The sequence below is a fragment of the uncultured Marinobacter sp. genome, assembly GCF_947488835.1.
Lineage (GTDB): Bacteria > Pseudomonadota > Gammaproteobacteria > Pseudomonadales > Oleiphilaceae > Marinobacter.
On record NZ_CANLBK010000003.1, the window covers coordinates 43866 to 66286 of the forward strand.

At 53.3% G+C, this 22421-nt stretch carries 21 protein-coding genes; 2 read left to right on the forward strand and 19 right to left on the reverse strand.

Going from position 1 to position 22421, the window contains the following annotated elements:
* Positions 1-23: 23 nt before the first annotated feature.
* The 16 genes from Q0824_RS11740 to Q0824_RS11815 form a co-directional block, all read right to left on the reverse strand.
* Complete coding sequence (locus tag Q0824_RS11740) at positions 24-1226, reverse strand: acetyl-CoA C-acyltransferase (protein ID WP_298450600.1); 1203 nt, start codon at positions 1224-1226, stop codon at positions 24-26.
* An 11-nt stretch (positions 1227-1237) separates the two neighbouring features.
* Positions 1238-1708, reverse strand: a complete 471-nt coding sequence (locus Q0824_RS11745; protein ID WP_298450603.1) for a MaoC family dehydratase — start codon at positions 1706-1708, stop codon at positions 1238-1240.
* A gap of 65 nt (positions 1709-1773) precedes the next feature.
* Entirely contained in the window at positions 1774-2571 is a 798-nt protein-coding gene (locus Q0824_RS11750; RefSeq protein ID WP_298450606.1) for an SDR family oxidoreductase, read from the reverse strand.
* Between the two features lie 2 nt (positions 2572-2573).
* Positions 2574-3758: an acyl-CoA dehydrogenase family protein gene (locus Q0824_RS11755; protein WP_298450609.1), complete on the reverse strand. Its 1185-nt coding sequence runs from the start codon at positions 3756-3758 to the stop codon at positions 2574-2576.
* Positions 3755-4951 (reverse strand): acyl-CoA dehydrogenase family protein, encoded by a 1197-nt coding sequence (locus Q0824_RS11760; RefSeq protein ID WP_298450612.1) that lies wholly within the window; start codon positions 4949-4951, stop codon positions 3755-3757. Before Q0824_RS11760 ends, Q0824_RS11755 begins: the two co-directional genes overlap by 4 nt.
* A 14-nt stretch (positions 4952-4965) precedes the next feature.
* Complete coding sequence (locus tag Q0824_RS11765) at positions 4966-5850, reverse strand: SDR family oxidoreductase (RefSeq protein ID WP_298450615.1); 885 nt, start codon at positions 5848-5850, stop codon at positions 4966-4968.
* Positions 5851-5932: 82 nt separating this feature from the next.
* Complete coding sequence (locus Q0824_RS11770; protein WP_298450618.1) at positions 5933-7087, reverse strand: acetyl-CoA C-acetyltransferase; 1155 nt, start codon at positions 7085-7087, stop codon at positions 5933-5935.
* A 4-nt stretch (positions 7088-7091) separates the two neighbouring features.
* Positions 7092-8150: an acyl-CoA dehydrogenase family protein gene (locus Q0824_RS11775; RefSeq protein ID WP_298450621.1), complete on the reverse strand. Its 1059-nt coding sequence runs from the start codon at positions 8148-8150 to the stop codon at positions 7092-7094.
* A gap of 11 nt (positions 8151-8161) precedes the next feature.
* Complete coding sequence (locus Q0824_RS11780) at positions 8162-9328, reverse strand: acyl-CoA dehydrogenase family protein (RefSeq protein WP_298450624.1); 1167 nt, start codon at positions 9326-9328, stop codon at positions 8162-8164.
* 27 nt (positions 9329-9355) lie between these two features.
* On the reverse strand, positions 9356-10108 hold the full coding sequence (locus tag Q0824_RS11785) for an enoyl-CoA hydratase family protein (protein ID WP_298450627.1): 753 nt from the start codon (positions 10106-10108) through the stop codon (positions 9356-9358).
* Positions 10105-11232: a nitronate monooxygenase gene (locus Q0824_RS11790; RefSeq protein WP_298450630.1), complete on the reverse strand. Its 1128-nt coding sequence runs from the start codon at positions 11230-11232 to the stop codon at positions 10105-10107. The genes Q0824_RS11785 and Q0824_RS11790 overlap by 4 nt, the downstream gene beginning before the upstream one ends.
* Entirely contained in the window at positions 11229-12140 is a 912-nt protein-coding gene (locus Q0824_RS11795; RefSeq protein WP_298450632.1) for an enoyl-CoA hydratase, read from the reverse strand. Before Q0824_RS11795 ends, Q0824_RS11790 begins: the two co-directional genes overlap by 4 nt.
* Positions 12137-12946, reverse strand: coding sequence for a ketoacid CoA transferase (locus Q0824_RS11800; RefSeq protein ID WP_298450635.1), 810 nt, complete (start codon positions 12944-12946; stop codon positions 12137-12139). Before Q0824_RS11800 ends, Q0824_RS11795 begins: the two co-directional genes overlap by 4 nt.
* An 11-nt stretch (positions 12947-12957) precedes the next feature.
* The gene (locus tag Q0824_RS11805; RefSeq protein ID WP_298450638.1) at positions 12958-13833 is read right to left on the reverse strand and encodes a CoA-transferase; all 876 of its coding nucleotides are present in this window, start codon (positions 13831-13833) and stop codon (positions 12958-12960) included.
* A gap of 444 nt (positions 13834-14277) precedes the next feature.
* Positions 14278-14907, reverse strand: coding sequence for a nuclear transport factor 2 family protein (locus tag Q0824_RS11810; RefSeq protein WP_298450640.1), 630 nt, complete (start codon positions 14905-14907; stop codon positions 14278-14280).
* A gap of 68 nt (positions 14908-14975) precedes the next feature.
* The gene (locus Q0824_RS11815; RefSeq protein WP_298450644.1) at positions 14976-15755 is read right to left on the reverse strand and encodes an SDR family oxidoreductase; all 780 of its coding nucleotides are present in this window, start codon (positions 15753-15755) and stop codon (positions 14976-14978) included.
* A gap of 146 nt (positions 15756-15901) precedes the next feature.
* Here Q0824_RS11815 and Q0824_RS11820 point away from each other — a divergent pair, with 146 nt between their 5' ends.
* Positions 15902-16687: an enoyl-CoA hydratase gene (locus Q0824_RS11820; RefSeq protein WP_298450646.1), complete on the forward strand. Its 786-nt coding sequence runs from the start codon at positions 15902-15904 to the stop codon at positions 16685-16687.
* 51 nt (positions 16688-16738) lie between these two features.
* Here the strand turns inward: Q0824_RS11820 and Q0824_RS11825 are convergent, their stop codons facing one another.
* On the reverse strand, positions 16739-18340 hold the full coding sequence (locus tag Q0824_RS11825) for a FadD3 family acyl-CoA ligase (RefSeq protein WP_298450649.1): 1602 nt from the start codon (positions 18338-18340) through the stop codon (positions 16739-16741).
* An 85-nt stretch (positions 18341-18425) separates the two neighbouring features.
* On the reverse strand, positions 18426-19187 hold the full coding sequence (locus tag Q0824_RS11830; protein WP_298450652.1) for an SDR family oxidoreductase: 762 nt from the start codon (positions 19185-19187) through the stop codon (positions 18426-18428).
* 290 nt (positions 19188-19477) lie between these two features.
* On the opposite strand from Q0824_RS11830, the gene Q0824_RS11835 reads away from it, so the two are divergent.
* On the forward strand, positions 19478-20773 hold the full coding sequence (locus tag Q0824_RS11835; protein ID WP_298450655.1) for an MFS transporter: 1296 nt from the start codon (positions 19478-19480) through the stop codon (positions 20771-20773).
* Between the two features lie 73 nt (positions 20774-20846).
* On the opposite strand, the gene Q0824_RS11840 is transcribed toward Q0824_RS11835, so the two are convergent.
* Positions 20847-22400: an AMP-binding protein gene (locus Q0824_RS11840; RefSeq protein ID WP_298450658.1), complete on the reverse strand. Its 1554-nt coding sequence runs from the start codon at positions 22398-22400 to the stop codon at positions 20847-20849.
* Positions 22401-22421: the final 21 nt, after the last annotated feature.

Consider the following 22421-nt stretch of genomic DNA (forward strand, 5'->3'; position numbering starts at 1 on the left):
TTTTTGCTGGCGATGAAACTTGATTACAGCAGTTCAAATAGTCCAGCAGCACCCATGCCACCGCCAATGCACATGGAAACCACCACGTATTTAACCTTGCGACGCCGACCTTCCAGCAAAGCATGCCCCACCATGCGGGCACCGCTCATGCCGAACGGGTGGCCAATAGAAATAGCGCCACCGTTAACGTTGAGCTTGTCGTTATCAATGCCAAGATGGTCGCGGCAGTAAAGCACCTGCGAGGCAAAGGCTTCATTGATTTCCCACAGTCCGATATCGTCAACGCTCAAGCCATGCTGCTTGAGCAATTTTGGGATAGCGTACACTGGCCCAATACCCATTTCTTCCGGCTCACATCCGGCAACAGCGACTCCCCGATAAATACCGAGAGGCGCCAGGCCACGACGGTCTGCTTCTTCGCGGGACATAAGAAGGCAAGCAGCGGCACCGTCAGAAAACTGCGAGGCATTACCGGCAGTTACGTTCTTGCCTTCCTTGATCCAGTCGCCGTCCTTCCACACCGGTTTAAGGCCCTGCAAGCCCTCCAATGTGGTGGTAGCACGGTTACATTCGTCTTTGTCGGCAACTACTTCTTCTTCGCCAGCGGGTGTGCCATCTTTTTCAAATAGTTTTTTGGTGGTTTTCAGCGGAACGATTTCATCGTCAAAACGACCTGCGGCCTGAGCTTCCGCGGTGCGCTGCTGGCTTTGCAGGGCGTAAGCGTCTTGGGAGTCACGACTAATGTTATATCGCTCGGCCACCACTTCTGCAGTTTCGATCATCGGGATGTAAGCAGCTGGGGCTGTCGCAATCACAGCCTCAGACCGCGCACGATATGTATTCTTATGTTTATTCTGAGTCAGGGACAGTGACTCTACACCACCACCAATGGCTACATCGGCTTCACCGCACATAATTGACTTTGCAGCTTCGGCAATTGCCATCAGTCCAGAGGCGCACATACGGTCTACCGCCATGCCGGCCGCACTGTTAGGCAAACCGCCGGTGTAGGCACACAGCCGGCCAATGTTATAACCCTGAGTGCCCTGTTGAACCGCTGCACCCATGATGACATCTTCTACGTCGGCCGGATCGATACCGGCGCGCTCCACAACGGCACGAACTACGTGGCCACCCAATACAGGGGCTTCAGTATCGTTGAAGGAACCTCGGAAAGACTTGGCTAGCGCGGTGCGGGCTGTGGAAACAATGACAGCTTCTTTCATTACAAAAATCCTTATTGCTGGTTTTCAAAGGTGTAGCGGCTGATGGTGTCAACCACGCAGCCAGGGCGGTCGCTGCCCTCAACTTCAACGGTTACGCGAACAACAACTTGTACGGAACCGTTAGGCAATGTTTCTACTTTGGTAATTTCGCCTGCGCCACGGATGTTCGAACCGACACGAACCGGAGCAGGAAAGCGAATACGGTCACAGCCGTAATTCACACCCATGGCGAGGTTTTCGACGGCCATCAACTGGGGCAAAAAATAGTTCACCAGTGACAGCGTAAGGTAGCCATGGGCAACCGTGGCACCAAAGGGGCCGTCGTTGGCTTTTGCCGGATCTACGTGAATCCACTGGTGATCGCCGGTGGCATCCGCAAACTGATCAATACGATTCTGCTCGATGCGCAGCCAGTCGCTAACACCCAGCGATTGGCCTTCGGCGGCCTGTAGGCTTACCGCGCTTGCAAATACGTTGCTCATGTCCGGTTATCTCCAAAAGGTTCTGCGGGCCTGGCTATTTTGGCCCGTGGTTAACAATGCCTGTCTTACGCCTGCTGAGAGCTGACAGACAACACTTCGCCAGTCATGTAAGACGAGTAGTCACTGGCAAGAAACATCATCACATTCGCGACTTCCCACACTTCCGCACCGCGGCCATAGGCTTCACGGCCTTCCAACTCCTGCAGCAATTCAACCGGCGCGGATTTACGTAGCATGGCGTGCACCGCCAGCGACGGCGATACGGCGTTGATACGCACACCGAATTCGGCAGCTTCCAGCGCACTGCAACGTGTAAGTGCCATGACTCCGGCCTTTGCAGCGGCATAGTGGGATTGTTCTTTTTGCGCGCGCCATCCCAGTACCGAGGCGTTATTCACTATGGCACCGCCATTCCCACGCTCTTTCATTTTTCGCATCATGTAGCGGGTCATGCGCATGGTGCCGTTCAGCGTTACGTCGATTACCTTATTCCACTCGCTATCTTCCATATCCAGCAGCGCTTTTGTGGTGCCAAGGCCGGCGTTATTGATCAATATATCGACACCTCCAAGCTTTTCTTCGGCAAAATCAACCAACGCCTGGACCTCGGTTTCGTCGGTGACGTCGCATAGCTTGCCCCACACCTGGTCAGAACCACTCTGTTCTTTTAGCCTGTCCACCGAAGCTGCCAACCGGCCCTCATGTACATCACTGATGACAATGCCCCGACAGCCTTCTTCCATTGACTTGGTGGCGGCGGCAAAACCGATACCAGCACCAGCAGCTGCGGTAATAAGTACAGAGCGGCCCTTCAGCAGACCATGGCCCGGCACGTAGGCCGGATTGCGAGTTACATCATTCATTGTTATCTGCCTTTTGCTTCTTTGGGCATACCAAGGCCGCGCTCGGCAATGATATTGCGCTGAATCTGGTTGGTGCCGCCGTATATAGTGTCAGCACGGGTAAACAGGAATAGGGATTGCATACGAGTCAGGTTATAAGGCGCGCTTTCCAGCATTTCTGCCTCGGGGCCGAGCACATCCATGGCCAGCGCACCCAGGTTTCGATGCCAGCTGGACCAGTGCAGCTTGTACACCAGTGCCGAGCTTTCTGAACCGGCGTCTTCGGTGTCAGACAACATGCGCATGGCGTTGTATCGCATCAGTCGCAAACCTGTGTGGGCCTCAGCCAAACGCTGGCGAATATTCGGATTGCGAGCCGCACCGTTGCTGCGCGCCAGACGAATTAATTCGTTCAACTCGTTCTGGAACTGCATCTGTTGGCCTAAGGTCGACACGCCACGCTCGAAGCCCAGCAAAGTCATCGCAATGTGCCAGCCCTGGCCTGGCTCACCAATCAGATCGGCGGCGATAGCGTCATCAAAAAATACTTCGTTAAATTCGGAGGTCCCTGTCATCTGCTCAATGGGTCGAATATCTACACCCGGCTGATCCATTGCCACCAAAAAGAATCCCAGTCCCCGATGGGCCACAGATCCAGATTCGGTGCGTGCCAGAACAAAGCACCATTCGGATTCGTGGGCCAACGACGTCCAGATTTTCTGGCCGGTGATCTCCCATTTCCCCGTTTCAGCATTCTGTACAGCGCGGGTGCGTACATTGGCGAGATCCGATCCGGCGGATGGCTCGGAGTATCCTTGACACCAAAATTCGGTGCCGTTAAGAATTCCAGGTAAATATCGGGCTTTCTGCTCATCGGTGCCGAACGCCAGAATGGTTGGCCCGGTAAGACCCTCACCTATGTGACCAACCCGACCTGGCGCTCCCGCGCGGGCGTACTCTTCGGCGAAAATGACTTGCTGTTCAATGGAGGCATTACGTCCTCCCCAAGCTTCAGGCCAGCCGATGCAGGTCCAGCCGCCCTCCGCCAAGCGTTGTTCCCAACGCTTGCGCTCCTCGGAAAACATGTGTTCGTCCCCGGGGCCGCCACGAAATTTAAGCTTGGCAAATTCGCCTTGCAGATTGGTTTCAAGCCACTGGGCAATCTCATCGCGAAAACGTTCATCTTCGGCGTTAAAGGTCAGTTTCATTGCGAATCTCCTGATTCCAGCAATAATTCGGCTACCAGCTCTCGCTGAGCTGCGCCGTTGCCCAGGTATAGTTCGCTGGCTTTCGCCCGTTTAAAGTACAACTGGATGTCGTATTCAGCGGTAAACCCGACACCACCAAATAATTGCAACGCAGATCCAGCATTGAAAAATGCTGTGTCGGAACAGTAGCCTTTGGCCATAGCAGCGGCCTCTTCCAGTTCAGCCGCAATAGCCGCGCTACCTTCAGGATCAAGTACTTCACTAGCCACACATGCGGCGTAATACACGGCCGACAGCGCCACTTCACTCTTCAGCTTCATGTCAGCGGCTTTGTGTTTTATCGCCTGATAGCCGGCTATCACCCGCCCAAACTGCTCGCGCTCAAGTGTATAGGCAACCGCCATATCCAAAGAGGCACCCGCAACACCTGCTTGCTCTGCTGCCAACGAGATTTTGGCAAGAGCTAAAGTTCTAGCCAGCACTGGCCAGGCTTCACCCGCAGAACCCAGCAACTGCTCGCTGGTAACAAACAAGTCCGTCATCGTGATGGTAGCCTGACGCCGGGTCTGATCCATGGTTGGTGTCCACCGGCGCTCGATACCAACAGATTCTGCTGGCACCGCAAACAGCGATATACCCTGTTCACCACTGGTTCGCGGAGCACGCGCAGCAATAATCAGGAGATCGGCAGTATCACCATCAATGACGTAACGCAGCTCACCGTTCAGGCGGTAGTTGTTACCATCGGTTTCGCAAATCACAGAAACTGCACTTACGCCCCAGTCACCGCCATGTCGAGCAGCTTCGGCGCCAGTCCAGGCAAGGGCTGCCGTTGTCTTGCCCTCAGCAATTCCCGGTAGCCACTGCTGTTTCTGTGCCTCTGTCGCCGCCAACAATATGGCATTCGTAGCCAAGCCGACAGTCGCCAGAAACGGCGAGCAAAACAGCTTGCGACCCATTTCTTCCAAGACAATGGCCAGGTCGACATACCCCATGCCCAATCCGCCGTATTCCTCGGGAATAGTAATAGCTTGCAGGCACAGATCGGAGCAGAGTCGCGACCAGATCTCCGGGGTGTAGCTATCCGGCTGACTCATGGCAACCCGCACATCCGCAGGGCTTGAGACATCCGCTAGAAAGGCCTGAGCGGTTTCGCGGATCATGTGCTGTTCTTGGGTTAAGCGAAATTCCATGATTTACCCTCGCCTCAGCTTCCATAAACTTTTTGCGCCGGAGTTTCTTTCGCCAGCAAGGTTTCCATCGCATTGCCAACTTCAGCAGGCGCCCAACGATCGCCTTTATCAACGCCTTCTGTAGAGCGCCAGCCATCGGCAATCGAAATCTTGCCACCTTCAGCCTCGAACACTCGGCCCGTCACCTCCGCAGAGGCCTCAGATGCAAGCCAAGCCAGTAAGGAAGACACGTTTTCAGGCGCCCAGTAATCAAAACTGCCGTCGCTCGGTGCCGCCATGCGAGTTGCCATTGCTTCGACTGCTGTGGTCATACCGGTACGGGCCGCAGGAGATACTGAATTGACGGTAATGCCATAGCGGCCAAGCTCTGCAGCTTGATTCAGAGTTAATGCAGCAATACCAGCTTTTGCGGCGGCGTAGTTGGATTGGCCGATAGAACCCTGCAAACCCGCGCCAGAAGTGGTGTTCAAAATACGTGCACTGACTGGCTTACCGGCCTTGAACTGGCTGCGCCAGTAATGGACTGCGTGTGAGCTGATACAGAAGTGACCCTTCAGGTGCACACTCATGATCGCGTCCCAGTCGCTTTCAGTCATCGAAGCGAACATTCGGTCACGATTAATACCTGCATTATTTAGTACGCAGTGCAAATCACCCCAGGTATCAATTGCGTCTTTCACTGCGTTGGCGCTGTCTTCGTAGTCAGTAATATCCGACGTATTCACAATGGCCTCGCCACCCGCGGCAGTTATGTCATCTACCACTTTCTGCGCGGCATCTCTGTTAATATCGTTTACCACTACCCTTGCGCCTTCAGCGGCAAATACTCGTGCGTGGGCAGCTCCCAGCCCACCACCTGCACCAGTGATAATCACAACTCGTTTGTCTAGAATTCCCATAACTATCCGTCCTTAACATTCTCATCAGCATGCTGCTGAAGCCGGCGCCAAGGCGCGGGCCGGCATCTGCTCTGTGCGGGAATTAACCCAACCGTTCGATGATGGTTACGTTAGCTTGGCCACCGCCCTCACACATGGTCTGCAGGCCATATCGTTTACCGCTGTGTTCCAACTCGTGCAGCAGCGTGGTCATCAACCGCGCGCCGGTCGCACCCAGGGGGTGGCTCATGGCAATGGCGCCGCCGTTGACGTTAGTAAGTGACGGGTCATAGTCCATCTCTTTCTGCCATGCCATCACAACAGAAGCGAACGCTTCGTTGATTTCAACGCGGTCTATGTCGGCCATGGTCATGCCAGCTTTTTTCAGAGCGGCACGGGTAGCCGGAATTGGTGCCCGCAAGTGCCAAATTGGATCATCACCCAGCACACTGAGGTGGTGGATACGAGCACGAGGTGTCAAGTTGTAACGTTTCAGCGCGGCTTCAGAAACCACCAGCATAGCGGCAGAGGCATCGCCGGTTTGACTGGATACCGCGGCCGTAATATCTGGGTATTCCGGGTCTACCGGCTCCAGTGTCGCCATTTTTTCAAGGCTGGTCTGGCGCGGTGTTTCGTCGGCCATCACATCGCCAAACGCTACAACCTCCTTATCGAAACGACCACTTTCAATGGCGGCGAGTGCCCGGCGATGACTTTCCAGTGCAAACACTTCCATATCGGCACGCGAAATGCCCCAATGCTTGGCAATGCGCTGAGCCGCATAGAACTGATTGACCGGCTGGTTGCCAAATCGGGCACGCCAGCCTTCACTGCCAGAAAATGGATCGGGAAAGCCCAAAGGCTGACCCGCCAGCATGGCAGTAGAAATCGGGATCTGGGTCATGGTTTGCACACCACCCACAGCGATGACATCCTGAGTGCCACTCATCACCGCCTGCGCGGCAAAGTGCAGCGCCTGCTGCGATGAACCGCACTGGCGATCGACCGTGGTGCCAGGCACATTCAGCGGTAGACCAGCGGCCAGCCAGCTAGTGCGAGCGATATCGCCTGCTTGTGAACCTACGGTATCCACACAACCAAAAATCACGTCATCGTAATCTTCACTGGGTATGCTATTGCGCTCGACCAACGCTTTCAGCACGTGGGCGCCCAGATCAATGGCGTGAACCTGCGACAATCCGCCTTTGCGCTTTCCACTAGGGCTGCGCAAGGCATCTACAATGTAAGCTTGTGCCATAAACTTAGCCCTCGAATGTATATTGCGGCCCGATGGCTACGCCATCTGCCAAAATGTCGTCAGCAACCCGCTGGCGATGGAATTCAGCAGTGCCCCAGGACGCTTGCAAGGCCCAGGCCCGCTTCATGAACATCTGCAAATCGGCTTCCCACGTGTAGCCCATAGCTCCATGTACCTGAATACCGTGGCGGGCCGCGACCATCGCTGCCTGGCAACAAGCCAATTTGGCATGCGACACATACAAATCGGCACGGGCGTCTCCATTAGCCAGCGCATAAGCAGCGCGATACAGCGTTGGCTTGGCCGTCTCGATGCCACCAACCACATCTGCCAGCTTGTGTTTGACCGCCTGAAAGCTACCAATAGGCTTACCGAACTGTTTGCGTTGAATGGCATAATCCACCGATAAGTCCAGCATGCGCTGAGCAAGACCCAAGCTCTTGCCCGCAACTGCGAGCGCGCCGCGATTCAGGGTCTCGGCCCAAACCCCTGAGCCATCGTCTGCGCCTGCAATCTTGCTCGCGGAACTGGCAGAAAAATTAAGGCGGCTCACCCTGCGCGAACTGTCAATGCTGGTATTACGTTCGCAGTCAAACTGCTCACGGGACACTAGATGAACTTCGCCTTCGTGCTCCACCAGTGCTTTGTCAGCAAGATGGAGATCAACCACCAGCGGATTAACGCCATGAACCACTGCAATACGAATGCTGCCCTCAGCAATCATTTCCAATAGCTGTTCGCGCTGCTGGGTGCCTTCCGGCAGTGCCGTTAGCAGGCCGCTGGCTACGTATGCGGTATCAGCCATCGAGTCCGGTATGGCGTAATAACCCAGCTCTTGTGTAAGCAGTGACCAGGCAGTGTCGTCCATACCCAAGCCGCCCTGATTTTCCGGTACTGACAATGCAGCCAAGCCTTGTTCGGCCATTTTTTGGCGCAATTCGGAAGTGGAGCCCTCTTCTGTATCGCAGATATCACGCAACACTTCCGGGGGCACTTCGGTCTTTAGAAAGCGACTGATGGCCTCTTTGAAAGCCAGTTGATCTTCAGTAAATGTAAAATCCATGGTTGGCCCCTTTATGCTCGCGGCAAGCCAAGCATGCGCTCGGCGATGATGTTGCGCTGAATTTCATTGGTGCCCGCGTATATTGGCCCGGCCTGGGCAAACAGGAATCCTTCCAGCCAGCTACCGTCATCCAGTGCTGCAGGCGATCCACCGCGAAGTTCACCATAAGCCCCCAGCATTTCCATGGCAGCTTCATGCATTTTCAAATCCAGCTCAGACCATATAACCTTGTTAATACTGGATTCCGCACCAATCTTGGCGCCCTTCTCGACTAGGCCAACGGTATGGTAAGCCGCCTGAGCATAGGCTTCGGCACCCATCCAGCTTTCCAGCACCGCATCGCGCAGGGCACCGTTTTCGCCATGGTTGGCGGCGTACTGTCGATACAGATCCACCAGGCGTTTGGCAGTCTGCTGGAAGCGGGCCGGTGACCGCAGCAGCAGGCCACGTTCAAAACCGGCCGTCGCCATGGCTACAGACCAGCCCTGACCTTCCTCGCCGATACAGTTGCTAGCCGGTACCCGTACGTCGTCAAAGAACACTTCTGCGAACGCGTCTTTACCGTTCAGCGCTTTAATCGGACGAATGGTCACTCCCGGCGCGTCCAGCGGTACAACCAGGTAGCTCAAACCGTGATGACGCTTGCTATCAGGGTCGGAGCGGAACAGACCGAACACCCAGTCCGCATAAATAGCCCGGGTAGACCAGGTTTTCTGACCGTTGATAACGTACTCGTCACCATCACGGATGGCTTTGCTACGCACGGAGGCCATGTCGGATCCAGCATCCGGCTCAGACCAGCCCTGTGCCCACATATCCTGGCTGGAAGCCATGCGCGGCAAAAAGCGATGCTTCTGCTCGTCGGTACCGAACTCCATCAGGGTGGGGCCCAATAGCAGCTGGCCGTTTTGGTTGACTCTCATGGGTGCGCCGGCAGCGTAATACTCTTCCTCGAATATCAGCCATTCGATGAGGTCGCAGCCACGGCCGCCCAGATCTTGTGGCCACATCACCATGGACAGGCGATTTTCATAAAGTTTGCCTTCCCACTCGCGGTGCTGTTCAAAGCCTTCGCGCGTGTCGTAGCTTTGAAGTGGCTCGGCAGGTACGTTGTTGGACAGCCACTCCCGCACCTCTGTACGGAAAGCGTTCTGCTTTTCATTGAATTTCAGTTGCATGAAATGTGTCTCCAGCGGGAGTCCTGATTAGAAGCGGGCGTCGCGTTTTTCCACAAACGCGCGACGGGTCTCTGCCGAATCTGACGTGGTGTAAGCTTCCAGAGTAAAACCCTGTTCCCAGCGGTACTTCTGTTCGAGATTGCCATCTTCGATGCCGTTCAGAGCCTCTTTGGCTATACGGATCATGGCGGGGCTCTTGGCAGCAATTTTGGCGGCAATCTCACGGGCTGCTGCGGGCAGTTCATCTTTGCTTACAAGGCGTTCAATAAAACCGTACTGCATGGCATCGGGTGCACTCACAGCCTCGCCGGTAAAGAACATATGGCGGACTTTTTGTACCGGGAACAGGCGCTGCAAGTGTGCGCCACCGCCCATGGCACCCCGATCCACTTCCGGTAGAGCAAAGCTGGCACATTCGGAAGCCAGTACAATGTCCGCGGCCCCACTGATCCCAATGCCACCACCCAGAACAAAACCGTGAACGGCAACAATGACCGGCACAGCGCAAAGGTGGATAGCGCGAAAAGTTGCGTAATTACCCGCGTTCACTCGCACAATCAGATCTGGATTGGCATCGAGTTCCTTGATATCCACACCGGCACAGAAGCCACGGCCCTCGGCGCGGATGATGACAACCCGCACGTCCTGATTTGCACCCAGCGCATCAATTTGCGCGGCCAGTGCCAGCCACTCATCACTGTTCAGGGCATTTACAGGTGGCTTGCAAATCACCAGCTCGGCAATGCCCTCGGTAATCTCGGTGGTAAATGCGCTACTCATAACTGGGCTCCTGCGGACTGACTGGAAACGGAATCGCCATCGACAGCGGATTCGGTATGGGGGTAACGGCTGTACAGCCGGTCAAGACACTGTTCGGCTTCGGCCACAATGGCGTCGATTAATTCGGCACAGCTGGGCAACGAGTCGATGGCGGCAGCCACCTGACCACTGGGCATAATGCCGTCATCCGGAAAACCATCGACCATCGAGCGCTGAATAAGAATGGGCTGGTTGGCCGCCATAATGACCTGGGATGTGGCGCCCGGGTCTTCCTTGATGGCTTTGAAAAAAGTTTTGATCATGTGGCCGGTGGTCATGCCCGTTTGGGCTTTCCATTGCAGCGCACTGCGCAAGGCAATCCACAAGCGGCCAATAGGGCCAGCCGCTTCCAGCTTGTGTACAAACGGGTTGTCGATCATCCGGTGGCGCAAGCCATCTACCGCCGTCGTCACCCGCACCTGATCCACATCTTTAACGCCAACATAACGCTCCAACGTGGTTTTGGGCGTGGGCGAATCGGAGGTCATCATAAAGCGGGTACCCATGGCGATACCTTCGGCCCCGGCCGCCAGGGCACTGGCCAGCCCACGACCGGTTGAAAAACCGCCGGCGGCGATCACCGGCACGGAGACCGCGTCCAAAACCTGGGGCAACAGGATGGAACTAGGCACGCTGCCGGTGTGGCCGCCGCCCTCGCCGCCCTGAATGGTGATCATGTCGGCCCCCAATTCAATCGCTTTGACCGCATGTTTCACAGCACCAACCGTGGGCACGCACAACACGCCGGCTTCCTTGAAACGGGCTATGGTGGCCTTGTCCGGGCCACGGCCATAGCTGACCGCTTTCAGTTTGTACTCTATAGCCAGGTCCACGCATTGCTGGGCGTTTTCCTGAAACATGTGGAAATTCAAGCCGAAATTGCTGCAGCCGGTGGCTGCAATGACCTTCTTGATGGCGAGCTCTACTTCGTCGGCATCCATGGTGGCGCCGGCCAGAAAGCCAAAGCCGCCGGCTTTGGTGGTCGCAATAACCAAATTGGCATCAGATACCCAGCCCATAGCCGTTTGGATAATGGGGTAGCGGCAACCAAGAAGGTCGGTTACGCGGGTGCTGGGCAGTGTCATGACGATTTGTCTCCGCCTGCATCGGCTTTATTCCGAGCTGCCATAGCTTTGCCGTCAAAACCGCCGAGCTTGTCGCCAGAAACCTGCTCATTGTGCACGTGCGCAAAATGGTGCCAGGCAAATACGGCCTCCATGCCCGTCCGTTTGCCCTGGAGATCTTCTATGTGGTTCACCGCCTGCTTGGTCAGTGCCAATCCCATTCGCGGCTGGGTTGCAATTTTTGTGGCGATTTTTGTAGCTTCCGCCAGCAGGTCATCCCGCGGAACCACGCGATTTACCATGCCCAGTTCGTAAGCTCGGGAGGCGGGCATGCGATCGCCCAAATAGAGGAACTCTTTGGCAATGCGCGGTGGCATTTCGAACGGATGAGCAAAATACTCAACACCCGGAATGCCCATACATACAACAGGGTCTTGAAAAAACGCGTCTTCGCTGGCTACGATCAGGTCACACACCCAGGCCAGCATCAGGCCACCAGCAATGCATCCGCCCTGCACCACTGCAATCGTTGGCTTGGGCATATCGCGCCAGCGCCGACACATATTCAAGTACACTTCCTGCTCACGCACGTAGAGGAATTCTCCACCGGGCTTGTTGGTGTGATCCCACCACAAATGCTTGTGCTCAAATGACTTGTTGACGTCGCGACCGGGGGTACCTATGTCGTGCCCGGCAGAAAAGTGCTTACCGGTGGACGTCAGCATAATGACCTTCACATCATCATCATTGATGGCGCGTCGGAAGCAGTCATCCAACGCGTAAGTCATCTGCGAGTTCTGCACGTTGTTGTACTTGGGCCGGCTCATGGTGAGGATGGCAATGCCATCCTCAACCTTGTATTGAACCGGTTCGTCCGTTTCGTACACGGATTCATCAACTCGGGGCGTCAGATCGTCAGTGGTGTTCATGACTCCACCTCTTCCTGCGTTCGGCTGCCTGCCGGGTTGCCTTTCAGCTGTTTTGCACGCAAGTTGTGTGGGTCAAGCTGCTCAATCAAAGCCAGCTGCACAGCCGTTGGAGCCGCAGTTTGCCCCAAGCTCTCAGCCTGAATTACTGGAAAACCGGTATTTTCCTGAACATGCTCAAAAGACACCCCCGGATGCAGCGAAATCACCCTGGCAGCGTTGTCTGGCCCTTTGAAATCCATGACACACAAATCGGTAACCGCCACCCCGATGCCCATGGTGTCTTTGCGCATACTCTCTGACCAGCGCTCGGGTTTGAAACCGACGCCGGATACCATATCGACTTCACCCTCAACGAATACTCGCTTGCTGTGGCTTGGAACAAAAAACGAGTTAAGGTGATTGATGCTGTTGCCGGGTAAGCCACGTACCCCCAACATCGCTACCTTCGGCTTGTGATAGTCACCGATGACAGAAAGGTTTGTCTGTGCCCAGCGGTCAATCTGGGTGGGCCCAACCATAGCGTGCCGCTGCCCACCCCAAACATTGTCAAAAATCCGCTCAAACGGCATGTAACCGGAATATTTAGGCTGATACTCACCACGAGGCCCGACTGGAATCGGTTCTTCGACCAGAAATGCCTCGCTGTCTGTCATTAGCAATTCAGGAGAGTGGGTCATCTTGGCCAGACTGGCACCCAAACGCGGGATAATTCCCAGACCCGAAGCCAGTACTTCTCCGTTATCACGAAAGGCCTCGGAGGCTGCGACAATCATCAGTTCCGCAAGACTATAATTTGGTGTGGTCATTTATATACTCCTCAGAAAGTGGGCACAGGAATCGATGCAAGGTGTTCTTCACCGCCATTTTGCTCGCGGTACTTTTCCTCACCTCCCTGAACATACTTCTCGAAATAAACACCCCAACCCTGGTCGTCCTTCGCACCATCGCTGTATTCCTTGAGGTGCTTCATATCCCAGCCATAGTCGGGGCTACAGATTGTGGGGTGCGCACCAAAGCGTGCTTCAACAACGCCAGTTACCAGTGAGCGCTCAAACGTATTAAATCGCGCTGTTTCCTTATCCAGCTCGAGCTTCTCTTCTACTACTTCAGCAGACACAATCGCATGCTTCGCGGCGCGCACGACGTGATGATCGAAGTAGGCATCAACGCCTGTTACCAACGTGTTACCCAAGCGGTCAGCCCGGTTTACGTGAACAAAGGCGTAATCCAGATACAACGCGGGCATAGCGAGCAGTTCCTCACCGTCTTCATAGGGTGAGCGAACCATTTTCAGATCAGGGTTATAAGTCAGCACGTCGGTAGCCAACCCTGCACGGGCCGGCAAAAAAGGGACTCGCATAGCTGCGGCTTTCAGCCCCCACTGGAACAGCCCTTCATCTAGCTCCATAACATCCAGCGTTCCTGCCTGGCGAGCCTTTCGGAAATATGGCTCCAAGGGAATCGCATCGAGTGTTGCAAAGCCAAAAATCAGTTTTTTCACCTTACCCGCGGCGCAGAGCATTCCTACTTCCGGTCCACCAAATGCAACTACGGTGAGGTCTTTGACATCACTCCTCAGAATCTCACGTACAATTGCCATTGGCTTGCGACGAGGACCCCAGCCACCAAAACCAATTGTCATACCATCTTTCAGGTGCCCAACAGCCTCAGCCGATGTCATTTGCTTATTCATTTCGTTTCTCCTTACCGACCGGCATATTTGCTATGCCCGCATGCGCTTAAAGCGTTTGAAGTCAAAATTCCTAAGATTCACCGGTGATGCACAAGCCCCTTAAAACTATAAAAACCCAAGGTAACGAGTGCTGCACTTAAAGGGGAGTAACCCAACCCAGCTTCTCTTTTTGTTGATACTGAACTGATTGTCCCGTGGATATGTTGAATACTCATCGTCCATTAAGACTAAGAACTGAAACCCGTTGAACACAAAAGCAGTGATTACTTAAACCCAAAGAAACAAAAACATAACCACTTGATTATTTGGGAATAAATGGATCGTAAAACTATAAACAGCCATGCCTGAAACCTGGTTCGCACAGGCCAGCCGATAAAGAAATAAAGACAAGAGGTGAGCCTGCCGAACTGCAGGCTCCACCTGATTCAGGAAGGGAAAATAAGCCTATCGCACGCGGATTTTAGGGGCAGGAGTTCCGCGCCTCATTCCTTTGAGAAAGCCATCTACAGGTAATGGCTCGGCAACCTCTGGCAACTCATCTTTTGGAGCCGAGCTTGCCCAAAACTCTTTCCAGGAAGGAAACAGATCATGAAAGGTTCCATGGTATGGCTCACGGCCAGGCCAGCGCATCTTCATGTCGCCGATAGGTGCCTTATTCAAGTCCGATGCATACCAGTAACACGGTAAACGACGACGAAAATACCAAGCGCCGTCGATGCGTTCGTAGTCATCCCAGTAGAGCATTTGCATCAACACCCACTCGCCACCGGTCTCATGCTCGTTCTTGGAGTAGACGACACCGATTGCATGATCTGCATCCACAAACTCTATAATGTGCTGGCCCACATGGTGCGAGGTGCCGGTAAACTGGTGGCGCAGAGTATCGTCGACCCATGCCTTCAAATGCTCGCGTCCAACCTTGCCCCCACCAACGCGAATGTCAGGAGCAAACAGCCCAACATGAGCATCGATGTCCCGCATATCAAGCGACAAAGAATACTTCCCGACAAGCTGTCGAATTGCCTCTGTAGATTCTATGCGATCAAGCCTTGCCAGCAAGTCGTTCTGACTCATAACACCACTCCATTAAATTAGAAAGCGACAACAAAAACCCGGAAACGCAGCATCCTTGACCGGGATCGTTATACCGTATTAGCTGAATCCAGAAAGGCAGGCCTCTCACCACCACCATGCACTAATAAATCGGTACCACTCCAGTACGAAGCATATTCAGAAGCCGCAAAAAGACAGGCACCGGCAACATCGCGCGGCTGCCCCATACGACCTGCTGGAATGGTTTTGCCAACCGCCAAAATTCCCTCTTCGTCTCCGTAATGCATATGAGACAGTTCGGTCTGGATCAACCCCGGACTTACAGACACAACACGCACCTTAGGCGCCCACTCCACTGCCAGGGAGCTGACAAGCGAGAGAACACCCGCCTTTGCCGCACCGTAAGCAGCCGTACCAGGTGAGGGTCGGGAGGCGCTGACACTCCCTATAAAAACAATAACACCACCGCCAGCCTGCTTTTGCATAATGCTATTCGCACTCTGAGCGACGTTTAAAGGAGCCAAAAGGTTTAGCCGGATAATACTTTCGCTAAAACGGGGCGAAGCCGTTGCAGAATCCGCAAAAGGACTGCCACCTGCGTTGTTTACAACAACATCGAGACGCCCAAATTCAGACTCAACATGCTCGAAAAGCGCTGACAGCGCATCCAGATCGCGCAGATCCAAACCGTAGAACACTGCTTTGTTACCAGAAGCTTCCGGAAGCTGCTCTGGCTTGTTGCGACCACACACCAGCACTTGGGCACCTGCTTGAAGAAAGCTCTCGGCAATGCCAGCACCGATCCCTTTGGTTCCGCCTGTTACAAGTACAACCTTGCCCGAGTAATCAAATTTATTTGAACTGCCCATCAGCGCCTCCTGGAATAATGACTGCAACAACTCTAATAGGCTCGACACATACGTTCGTCGTCTGAATGGACGATGAGCCGGCACAAGAACAAAACCACTATAATCAGACATACTGACCCGCAAACCCATCAGAGACTTTGCATGAAATGAATAGCACAAAAAGTGACCCCGTACTGCTTGATTTCCCGGCAGAAGGCGTAGGAAGACTCACGCTGAATCGCCCCAGTGTGAACAATGCACTGAGCCTTGAAATGCAAGCACAACTCTCAACCCTCTTCACGGATCTAGCTAGCAATCCGGATGTCAGGTGCATTGTTTTAACCGGGGGGCCGAGCGTATTCGCCGCCGGCGGGGACATCTCAAGCATGGCGGGTGTGGGGCCAATTGATATTTACCAGCGCCACACTGAAAGGGTCTGGGCACCGATTCAACATTGCCCAAAACCCGTGATTGCAGCCGTTTCGGGATACGCCTTTGGCGGCGGATGCGAGCTGGCCATGCACGCGGATATTATTATTGCGGGTGAAAGTGCAAGCTTTTGTCAGCCGGAGATAAAAATAGGCATTATGCCGGGCATTGGCGGCACCCAAAGGTTGGTAAGGGCAGTGGGTAAAAGTAAAGCCATGAACATGGCCCTTACCGGCAAACCTATTTCTGCATACGAAGCTTGGGTATCCGGCCTCGTCAGCGAAATTATCGAGGATGATGCAGTACAAGATTACGCAATAAAGCAGGCAGTCAAAATTGCGCGAATGCCGCCACTGGCAGCTGAACAGATCAAAGAAGTTATACTCGCTGGAATGGACGCTTCTCTTGAGGCTGGCCTTGCCCTGGAAAGGAAAGCAAATGCCTTGCTGTTTGCCTCGGATGACCAGAAAGAAGGTATGAATGCTTTTATCGAAAAACGGCACCCCACATTCAAGGGCGAATGACCGAAGCGGCGAGCCGAAACAGCAAAATAGAACGGCTCGCCAATTAACCAATCACATCGCTCTTAACTTGGCCTTATCAATCTTATTACTTGCGTTTTTGGGCAATTCGCTTAAAAACTTAACCGATCTTGGCACTTTATAATTAGCCATATTCTTTCGGCTCCATTCAATAAGCGTCTCTTCGGTTAAGTCTGAACCCGGCATTAACACCACGCAAGCACGCCCAACTTCTCCAAAGCGCTGATCAGGCACACCAAATACAGCGGCCATAGCGATGTCAGGATGCTCATACAGTGCAGCTTCTATCTCGGCTGGGTAGCAGTTGAATCCACCCATAATAAACATGTCTTTCAGGCGATCGGTAATAGTCAGATTACCTCGATCATCAAGATAACCGACATCACCGGTGTGCAGCCAACCCTCTTTATCAATAGCCTGCTCAGTAGCCACAGGGTCATTAAAGTAACCTTGCATAACATGAAAGCCTTTCAGGCACACCTCCCCAACCTCACCACTCGGTAAGACTTCGCCTGTCGCATCCATAATGCAAAGTTCGGTTTCGGGAATAGCCTGCCCACTCGTGCTGGCGATAATTTCGGCCGGCTCATCAGGATCGCAAATCGTTGCAATACCGCCACACTCGGTCAATCCGTATGCCGTAGTCACCACAGAAAAGCCGAGCTCATTCCGAAGGCGCTCTATCAGTACCGGCGGAATGCTTGATGCGCCAGTAACAGCAACACGAAGGCTACTGATATCGGCTTCTTTCAGGCGGGGCTGTTCCAGCATTGAAAGATAAAGCGTTGGCGGGCCAGGCAAAATGGTCACTCTCTCAGTTTCGACTCTTTCGAAAATCTCTTCCGCATCGAACACAGCATGAGGCAACACAGTCGCGCCACTTATCAGGCCACTAAGCCAGCCGGCCTTGTACCCAAAACAGTGGAAAAAAGGATTCACTACCAAATATTTATCTTCTGGCGCCAGGCCAATCGTATTCGAATATACCGAGAATGCTTTCAGAGTCTGGCCGTGGCCACTCATCACCCCTTTTGGCTTACCCGTTGTGCCTGACGTGAACAGAAGATCAGAAAGATCATTTGCCTTGAGGGAATTAGCCCTTTCAAGAACCGCCTGCTCAGAGACCTCCGCACCCCCAGAGGACAAGAATGACTCAAGAGAATCATCAGGATGCTCATTTTCAGGCGAGCCAAGAACAACGATTCCGTCAAGATTTCGAGGGTGGAAATCTGCAAGCATAGCGGGATAATCCACACCCAAAAACTGCCCGACCACAAAGGCATACCGGCTGCCACTGCGCTCAATTATATCAGCCGCCTCTCTCCCCTTCATCCTGGTATTAATTGGCACCAATACAGCACCGGCACAGTGTATGCCCAGCGCAACAACTACCCAGTCCAGGCAGTTGGGTGCCCAAATAGCAACACGATCTCCTTTGCTTACACCACGCGCGATCAGAGCTTTAGACACAGCTAGGGCATGCTTTGGAAGGTCAGAATAGGATATTGAGTGCCCTTTTTCTGAAATGGCAATATGCTCACCACACTCTTTTGCCCTGGCAAGCAACAACTCCGGTATTGTCGAAACCTGGATAGACAGCATGATGTCATCCAGCTTTTTATTTTCAGCACCCATGAAATTAACCTCGTTTCTTCCACCCGGCTCCGCCCTTAGTAGATTGGCGTAGTCACCGAGCGCTTTCTGAATTTGATCGTTAGAATCACTTAGGCAAGTTACTAAGCGAAGCCATCGTAAAACCGCCATCGGCAACCAGATCATGGCCGTTTATATATGCAGCATCGTCGCTGGCTAAAAAAACAACAGCATTAGCCATATCACTGGTTGAAGCCAAACGCCTCAGAGGCACTGAACCGGAGCGCGCTTTAAGCACCTCGTCATCGTTGTAGAAGCTCTCAGACATAGGCGTGCGAACCATTCCAGGGCTCACCGAATTTGCTCTTATACCGAGCGGCCCCCATTCAACCGCGACTTGCCGGGTGAACGCCAGTAGCCCGGCCTTACTCGGGCCGTAGGCTGCGGAACTGCTAGGGTTAGCAGCACCGACTGACCCGACATTAACAATACATCCCCTGCCAGATTCCAGCATAAAGCGTCCAAACAGCGTCGTTGTAAGAAATGCCCCCGTCAGGTTCACTTTTAAAATCTGCTCCCAAAGAGCCAGGGATGTTTCCAGAATTGAGCAAACCGGAGACATTATGGCAGCGTTGTTAACGAGAACATCGCATCGTCCAAACTCTTTTCTCACTACATCACAGGCCTGCTGAACCGAACCTTCAGAGCTGATATCACACTCAACAGCATGACAGCCCTCGTGAACAGGAGACTCTTTGAACTCCAGATCCAGAGCAACAACGCTTGCCCCCAACTGCAGAAACCTATTGCAGATGCTTTGGCCAATAGCCCCTCCTGCACCGGTTACTACGACGACTTGCCCCACAAACGAGTGTTGACGCTCAACCACACACTTCTCCAAATATCATTGAGCAAAACCTGAAACCATCACAAAGCCTCAGGCCAACCCAAAATAGAGCTGCAGAATCATTTCACAGCTATTTAGTAGCTCCACATCCTAGTCCAGACATTTTTACCAGTGCTTCGTCCAAAGAGACTAGTCCCAAACAGCTAAGCGCCGTAGTCCGAACAGAGGTTGAAGGGGAATGCTGAAGGCAATAACGTCAGGTTGGAAAACACTATAAATGGTCAAGTTCACATGCATTTTTATAACTTACAATAATTCCGCGAGTATCTAATTTGAGCAAGCAACCAGTTGTAAACATCAACGCAAACCACCTCACTTTATTACTTATTCTCGCTTATTCCGGCACATTTATGGGCCGACAGATCATGTCAGTTATGATCGAGCCTATAAAAACTGAATTTCAGGCTAGTGATACGGTAATTGGAATCATCGCTGGGTTGGCTTTTGCGGTTGTCTACGCAGCGTCCGGGCTATACGCCGGCAGGTTATCTGACCGGTTCAGCAGAACGCGAATCCTCGCCATCTGCCTACTACTCTGGTCATTTGCAACTATTTTCAGCGGACTTGCCACGGGGCTCGTTATGCTTGCTTGCGGCAGAATGATCGTTGCCGCAATGGAGTCAGCAACAACACCCGCCTCTCTTTCTTTGATTTCGGATCTTTACCCCCCGGCGAAGCGAGCAGCCCCCATCAGCCTCTATTCTGGCGCCCCCACAATATCGATTATTCTCGGTCTCAGCGTAGGAGCTTGGGTCATTGACAATTACGGCTGGCGCGCCGGCTTTTTCTTTTCTGCCGCCCCAATATTGGTCATGTCAGTTATCTTGCTACTCACAGCGAAGGAACCAGAACGAGGAAAGTGGGAACCAAAAGGAAACCTCCAAGCCGAACACGGGTCGCTTCTCAATTCCTTGACGATTATTGTGAAAAACAAGCAATGCTTCTGGCTTGTGCTATCAACTTCGTTTGGATCTTTCTGCGCTTTTTCATTCGTTACCTGGAACACGCCATTCCTGGTTCGCTCCCACAATCTCGAGCTGCAAGATGCTGGCATATTAGTAGGAATGATAACCGGCGCTACCGCCCTTATAGGCACGCTGTTTATCGGATGGTTCACCGGTTTTATGATGCGCTTCAACAGAGCCTGGCTGATACGCATCCCGATCATCGGAAACATTCTGAACCTGATAGCCACCGTCATTTACTTATTTTCACCACCACAGATTGCATTCGAAGTGGCCGGTATCGCTGTCCCAACTGCGATGGGCTGGTGCGTACTCGCCGGCTTCTTTTCGGCATTCTGGCTAGGGCCATCCCTGACACTGCTTACAACACTGGTATCACCTCACGAGCTCTCAACAACCTTCGCCATCCAAAACATTTCTGGCACTGTTGCGGGGGCAGGCTTAGGCCCTTTTATACCCGGCATCCTAAGTGATTTGCTAACGCCAGTTTACGGAGATGAGGCCCTTCGATTCGCCCTTGTCATTTCGATCAGTTTTGCGCTCGTACCTATCGTTATATTGGGGGGGCTTCACTATCAAGGGGCAGGAACCGAGCACTCCTAGACTAAAGGAGCGCTCCGGTTGTGCTGTCAGCTTGCCGGGAACAAAATGGCTACTCTCGGCAAATTATACGAGGCTAGTGTTTCAGCTCATTCCTGATCACTTTACCGCTCGCGCTTTTCGGCAAGCTTCTAACAAACTCGAAATACCGGGGCACTTTAAAGTTTGCTATGTTCTCTCGGCACCAGGATTTCAGGCTGTCTTCTGCCAACTCTTGTCCCGCCCTGAGCACGATGAATGCCTTACCTACTTCGCCGAGCCGTTCGTCTGGCACGCCAATCACTGCCACTTCCAGTATCCCTTCGTGTTCTAACATCAACCGTTCAATCTCGGCGGGATAGCAGTTAAATCCTCCCACAATAAACATCTCTTTCAGACGATCGGTAAGATACAGATATCCAAGGCTATCCATGTGACCTATATCGCCTGTATGAAGCCAACCTTCATCCGTAATCGACTCCTCGGTAGCCTGCGTATCGCCCGAATAGCCAAGCATCACGTTGAAGCCCCGAACCATTACTTCACCCTGCTCACCCGGTGAAGCGACTGAGCCATCCAGTTTGCGGATATACACTTCACACCCCGGAATTACCTGGCCGCAGCTACTGGCAATAAGCTCTGGAGAATCCCAAGCATGGCACATGGTAACCAGCCCACTTGCCTCACTGAGGCCATAGGCGGTCAGCACAACATCTATACCAAGCTCTTGACGCATTGCACGTACAAGAGCAGGTGCAACAGATGCCGACCCGGTTACAGCCACACGTAACTGCGATATGTCATAGTCTTTCAGGTTTGGATGCCCAAGTATTTCAGTAAATAGCGTGGGCGGACCAGGCATTACCGTAATCGCCTCTGTATGCAGCCGCTCCAGAATTTCCGTCGCATCAAACACCTGATGGGGAATAACTACCGCCCCTTTTAAAAACGCAGCGAGCCAGCCGGCTTTGTAACCAAATGAATGAAAGAAGGGAGAGATAATCAAGTATCTGTCGCCAGGCACCAGGTTTGCCCTGTCTGCCCAAACCGCAAAGGTCTGGATATTCTGCTGCTGGCTTGTCAGAACCCCTTTTGGTTCGCCGCTTGTGCCCGACGTATACAGCAAGTCAAGAACAGAGTCGGGGCTGACGTTTGCTTTTGCGTGCTCGAGTGTCTGCTGACTTGTACCCCTTCCCGCTTCTAAAAACTCAGACCAACTCTGGTCATCGCGGCAGGGACCAACTACCACTGTTTCTATTTCCGAACGGGTCGTGTCCGGCAGTAAATCCGGGTAGTACTGGCCTAGAAACTCACCAACAACAACCAGTAGCTTTATTCTGGAACGAGAAACAACCTTCCCGATTTCTGCCGCCCGCAGACGTGTGTTCAGCGGAACAACGACGGCGCCAATCAGCTGGGCACCCACGCAGGATACAATCCACTCCCATCGATTCGGGCACCATATCCCAACCGCGTCGCCATAGACGACACCCTTTGCCAACAAAGCTTTGGCAAAGCCTTCACTCTCGGTGCGTAGCTCTCGATAGGTTATTGATTTTCCGTCGTCAGATATTGCCTCTCTATCTCCAAACTCAGCAACAAGCCTATCGAGTAGTTGAGGTATGGTTTTACTTTCAACAGCGCTGCTCATCGTCCACCTTGCCTCTTAGAC

Coding starts and splice junctions, on each gene's coding strand:
- Q0824_RS11780 (WP_298450624.1), bottom strand. CDS start 9,328: ATGCAACTGAAATTCAATGAAAAGCAGAACGCTTTCCGTACAGAGGTG.
- Q0824_RS11810 (WP_298450640.1), bottom strand. CDS start 14,907: ATGAGTCAGAACGACTTGCTGGCAAGGCTTGATCGCATAGAATCTACA.
- Q0824_RS11775 (WP_298450621.1), bottom strand. CDS start 8,150: ATGGATTTTACATTTACTGAAGATCAACTGGCTTTCAAAGAGGCCATC.
- Q0824_RS11755 (WP_298450609.1), bottom strand. CDS start 3,758: ATGAAACTGACCTTTAACGCCGAAGATGAACGTTTTCGCGATGAGATT.
- Q0824_RS11740 (WP_298450600.1), bottom strand. CDS start 1,226: ATGAAAGAAGCTGTCATTGTTTCCACAGCCCGCACCGCGCTAGCCAAG.
- Q0824_RS11765 (WP_298450615.1), bottom strand. CDS start 5,850: ATGGGAATTCTAGACAAACGAGTTGTGATTATCACTGGTGCAGGTGGT.
- Q0824_RS11750 (WP_298450606.1), bottom strand. CDS start 2,571: ATGAATGATGTAACTCGCAATCCGGCCTACGTGCCGGGCCATGGTCTG.
- Q0824_RS11760 (WP_298450612.1), bottom strand. CDS start 4,951: ATGGAATTTCGCTTAACCCAAGAACAGCACATGATCCGCGAAACCGCT.
- Q0824_RS11820 (WP_298450646.1), top strand. CDS start 15,902: ATGAATAGCACAAAAAGTGACCCCGTACTGCTTGATTTCCCGGCAGAA.
- Q0824_RS11770 (WP_298450618.1), bottom strand. CDS start 7,087: ATGGCACAAGCTTACATTGTAGATGCCTTGCGCAGCCCTAGTGGAAAG.
- Q0824_RS11790 (WP_298450630.1), bottom strand. CDS start 11,232: ATGACACTGCCCAGCACCCGCGTAACCGACCTTCTTGGTTGCCGCTAC.
- Q0824_RS11800 (WP_298450635.1), bottom strand. CDS start 12,946: ATGACCACACCAAATTATAGTCTTGCGGAACTGATGATTGTCGCAGCC.
- Q0824_RS11795 (WP_298450632.1), bottom strand. CDS start 12,140: ATGAACACCACTGACGATCTGACGCCCCGAGTTGATGAATCCGTGTAC.
- Q0824_RS11745 (WP_298450603.1), bottom strand. CDS start 1,708: ATGAGCAACGTATTTGCAAGCGCGGTAAGCCTACAGGCCGCCGAAGGC.
- Q0824_RS11815 (WP_298450644.1), bottom strand. CDS start 15,755: ATGGGCAGTTCAAATAAATTTGATTACTCGGGCAAGGTTGTACTTGTA.
- Q0824_RS11805 (WP_298450638.1), bottom strand. CDS start 13,833: ATGAATAAGCAAATGACATCGGCTGAGGCTGTTGGGCACCTGAAAGAT.
- Q0824_RS11825 (WP_298450649.1), bottom strand. CDS start 18,340: ATGGGTGCTGAAAATAAAAAGCTGGATGACATCATGCTGTCTATCCAG.
- Q0824_RS11840 (WP_298450658.1), bottom strand. CDS start 22,400: ATGAGCAGCGCTGTTGAAAGTAAAACCATACCTCAACTACTCGATAGG.
- Q0824_RS11785 (WP_298450627.1), bottom strand. CDS start 10,108: ATGAGTAGCGCATTTACCACCGAGATTACCGAGGGCATTGCCGAGCTG.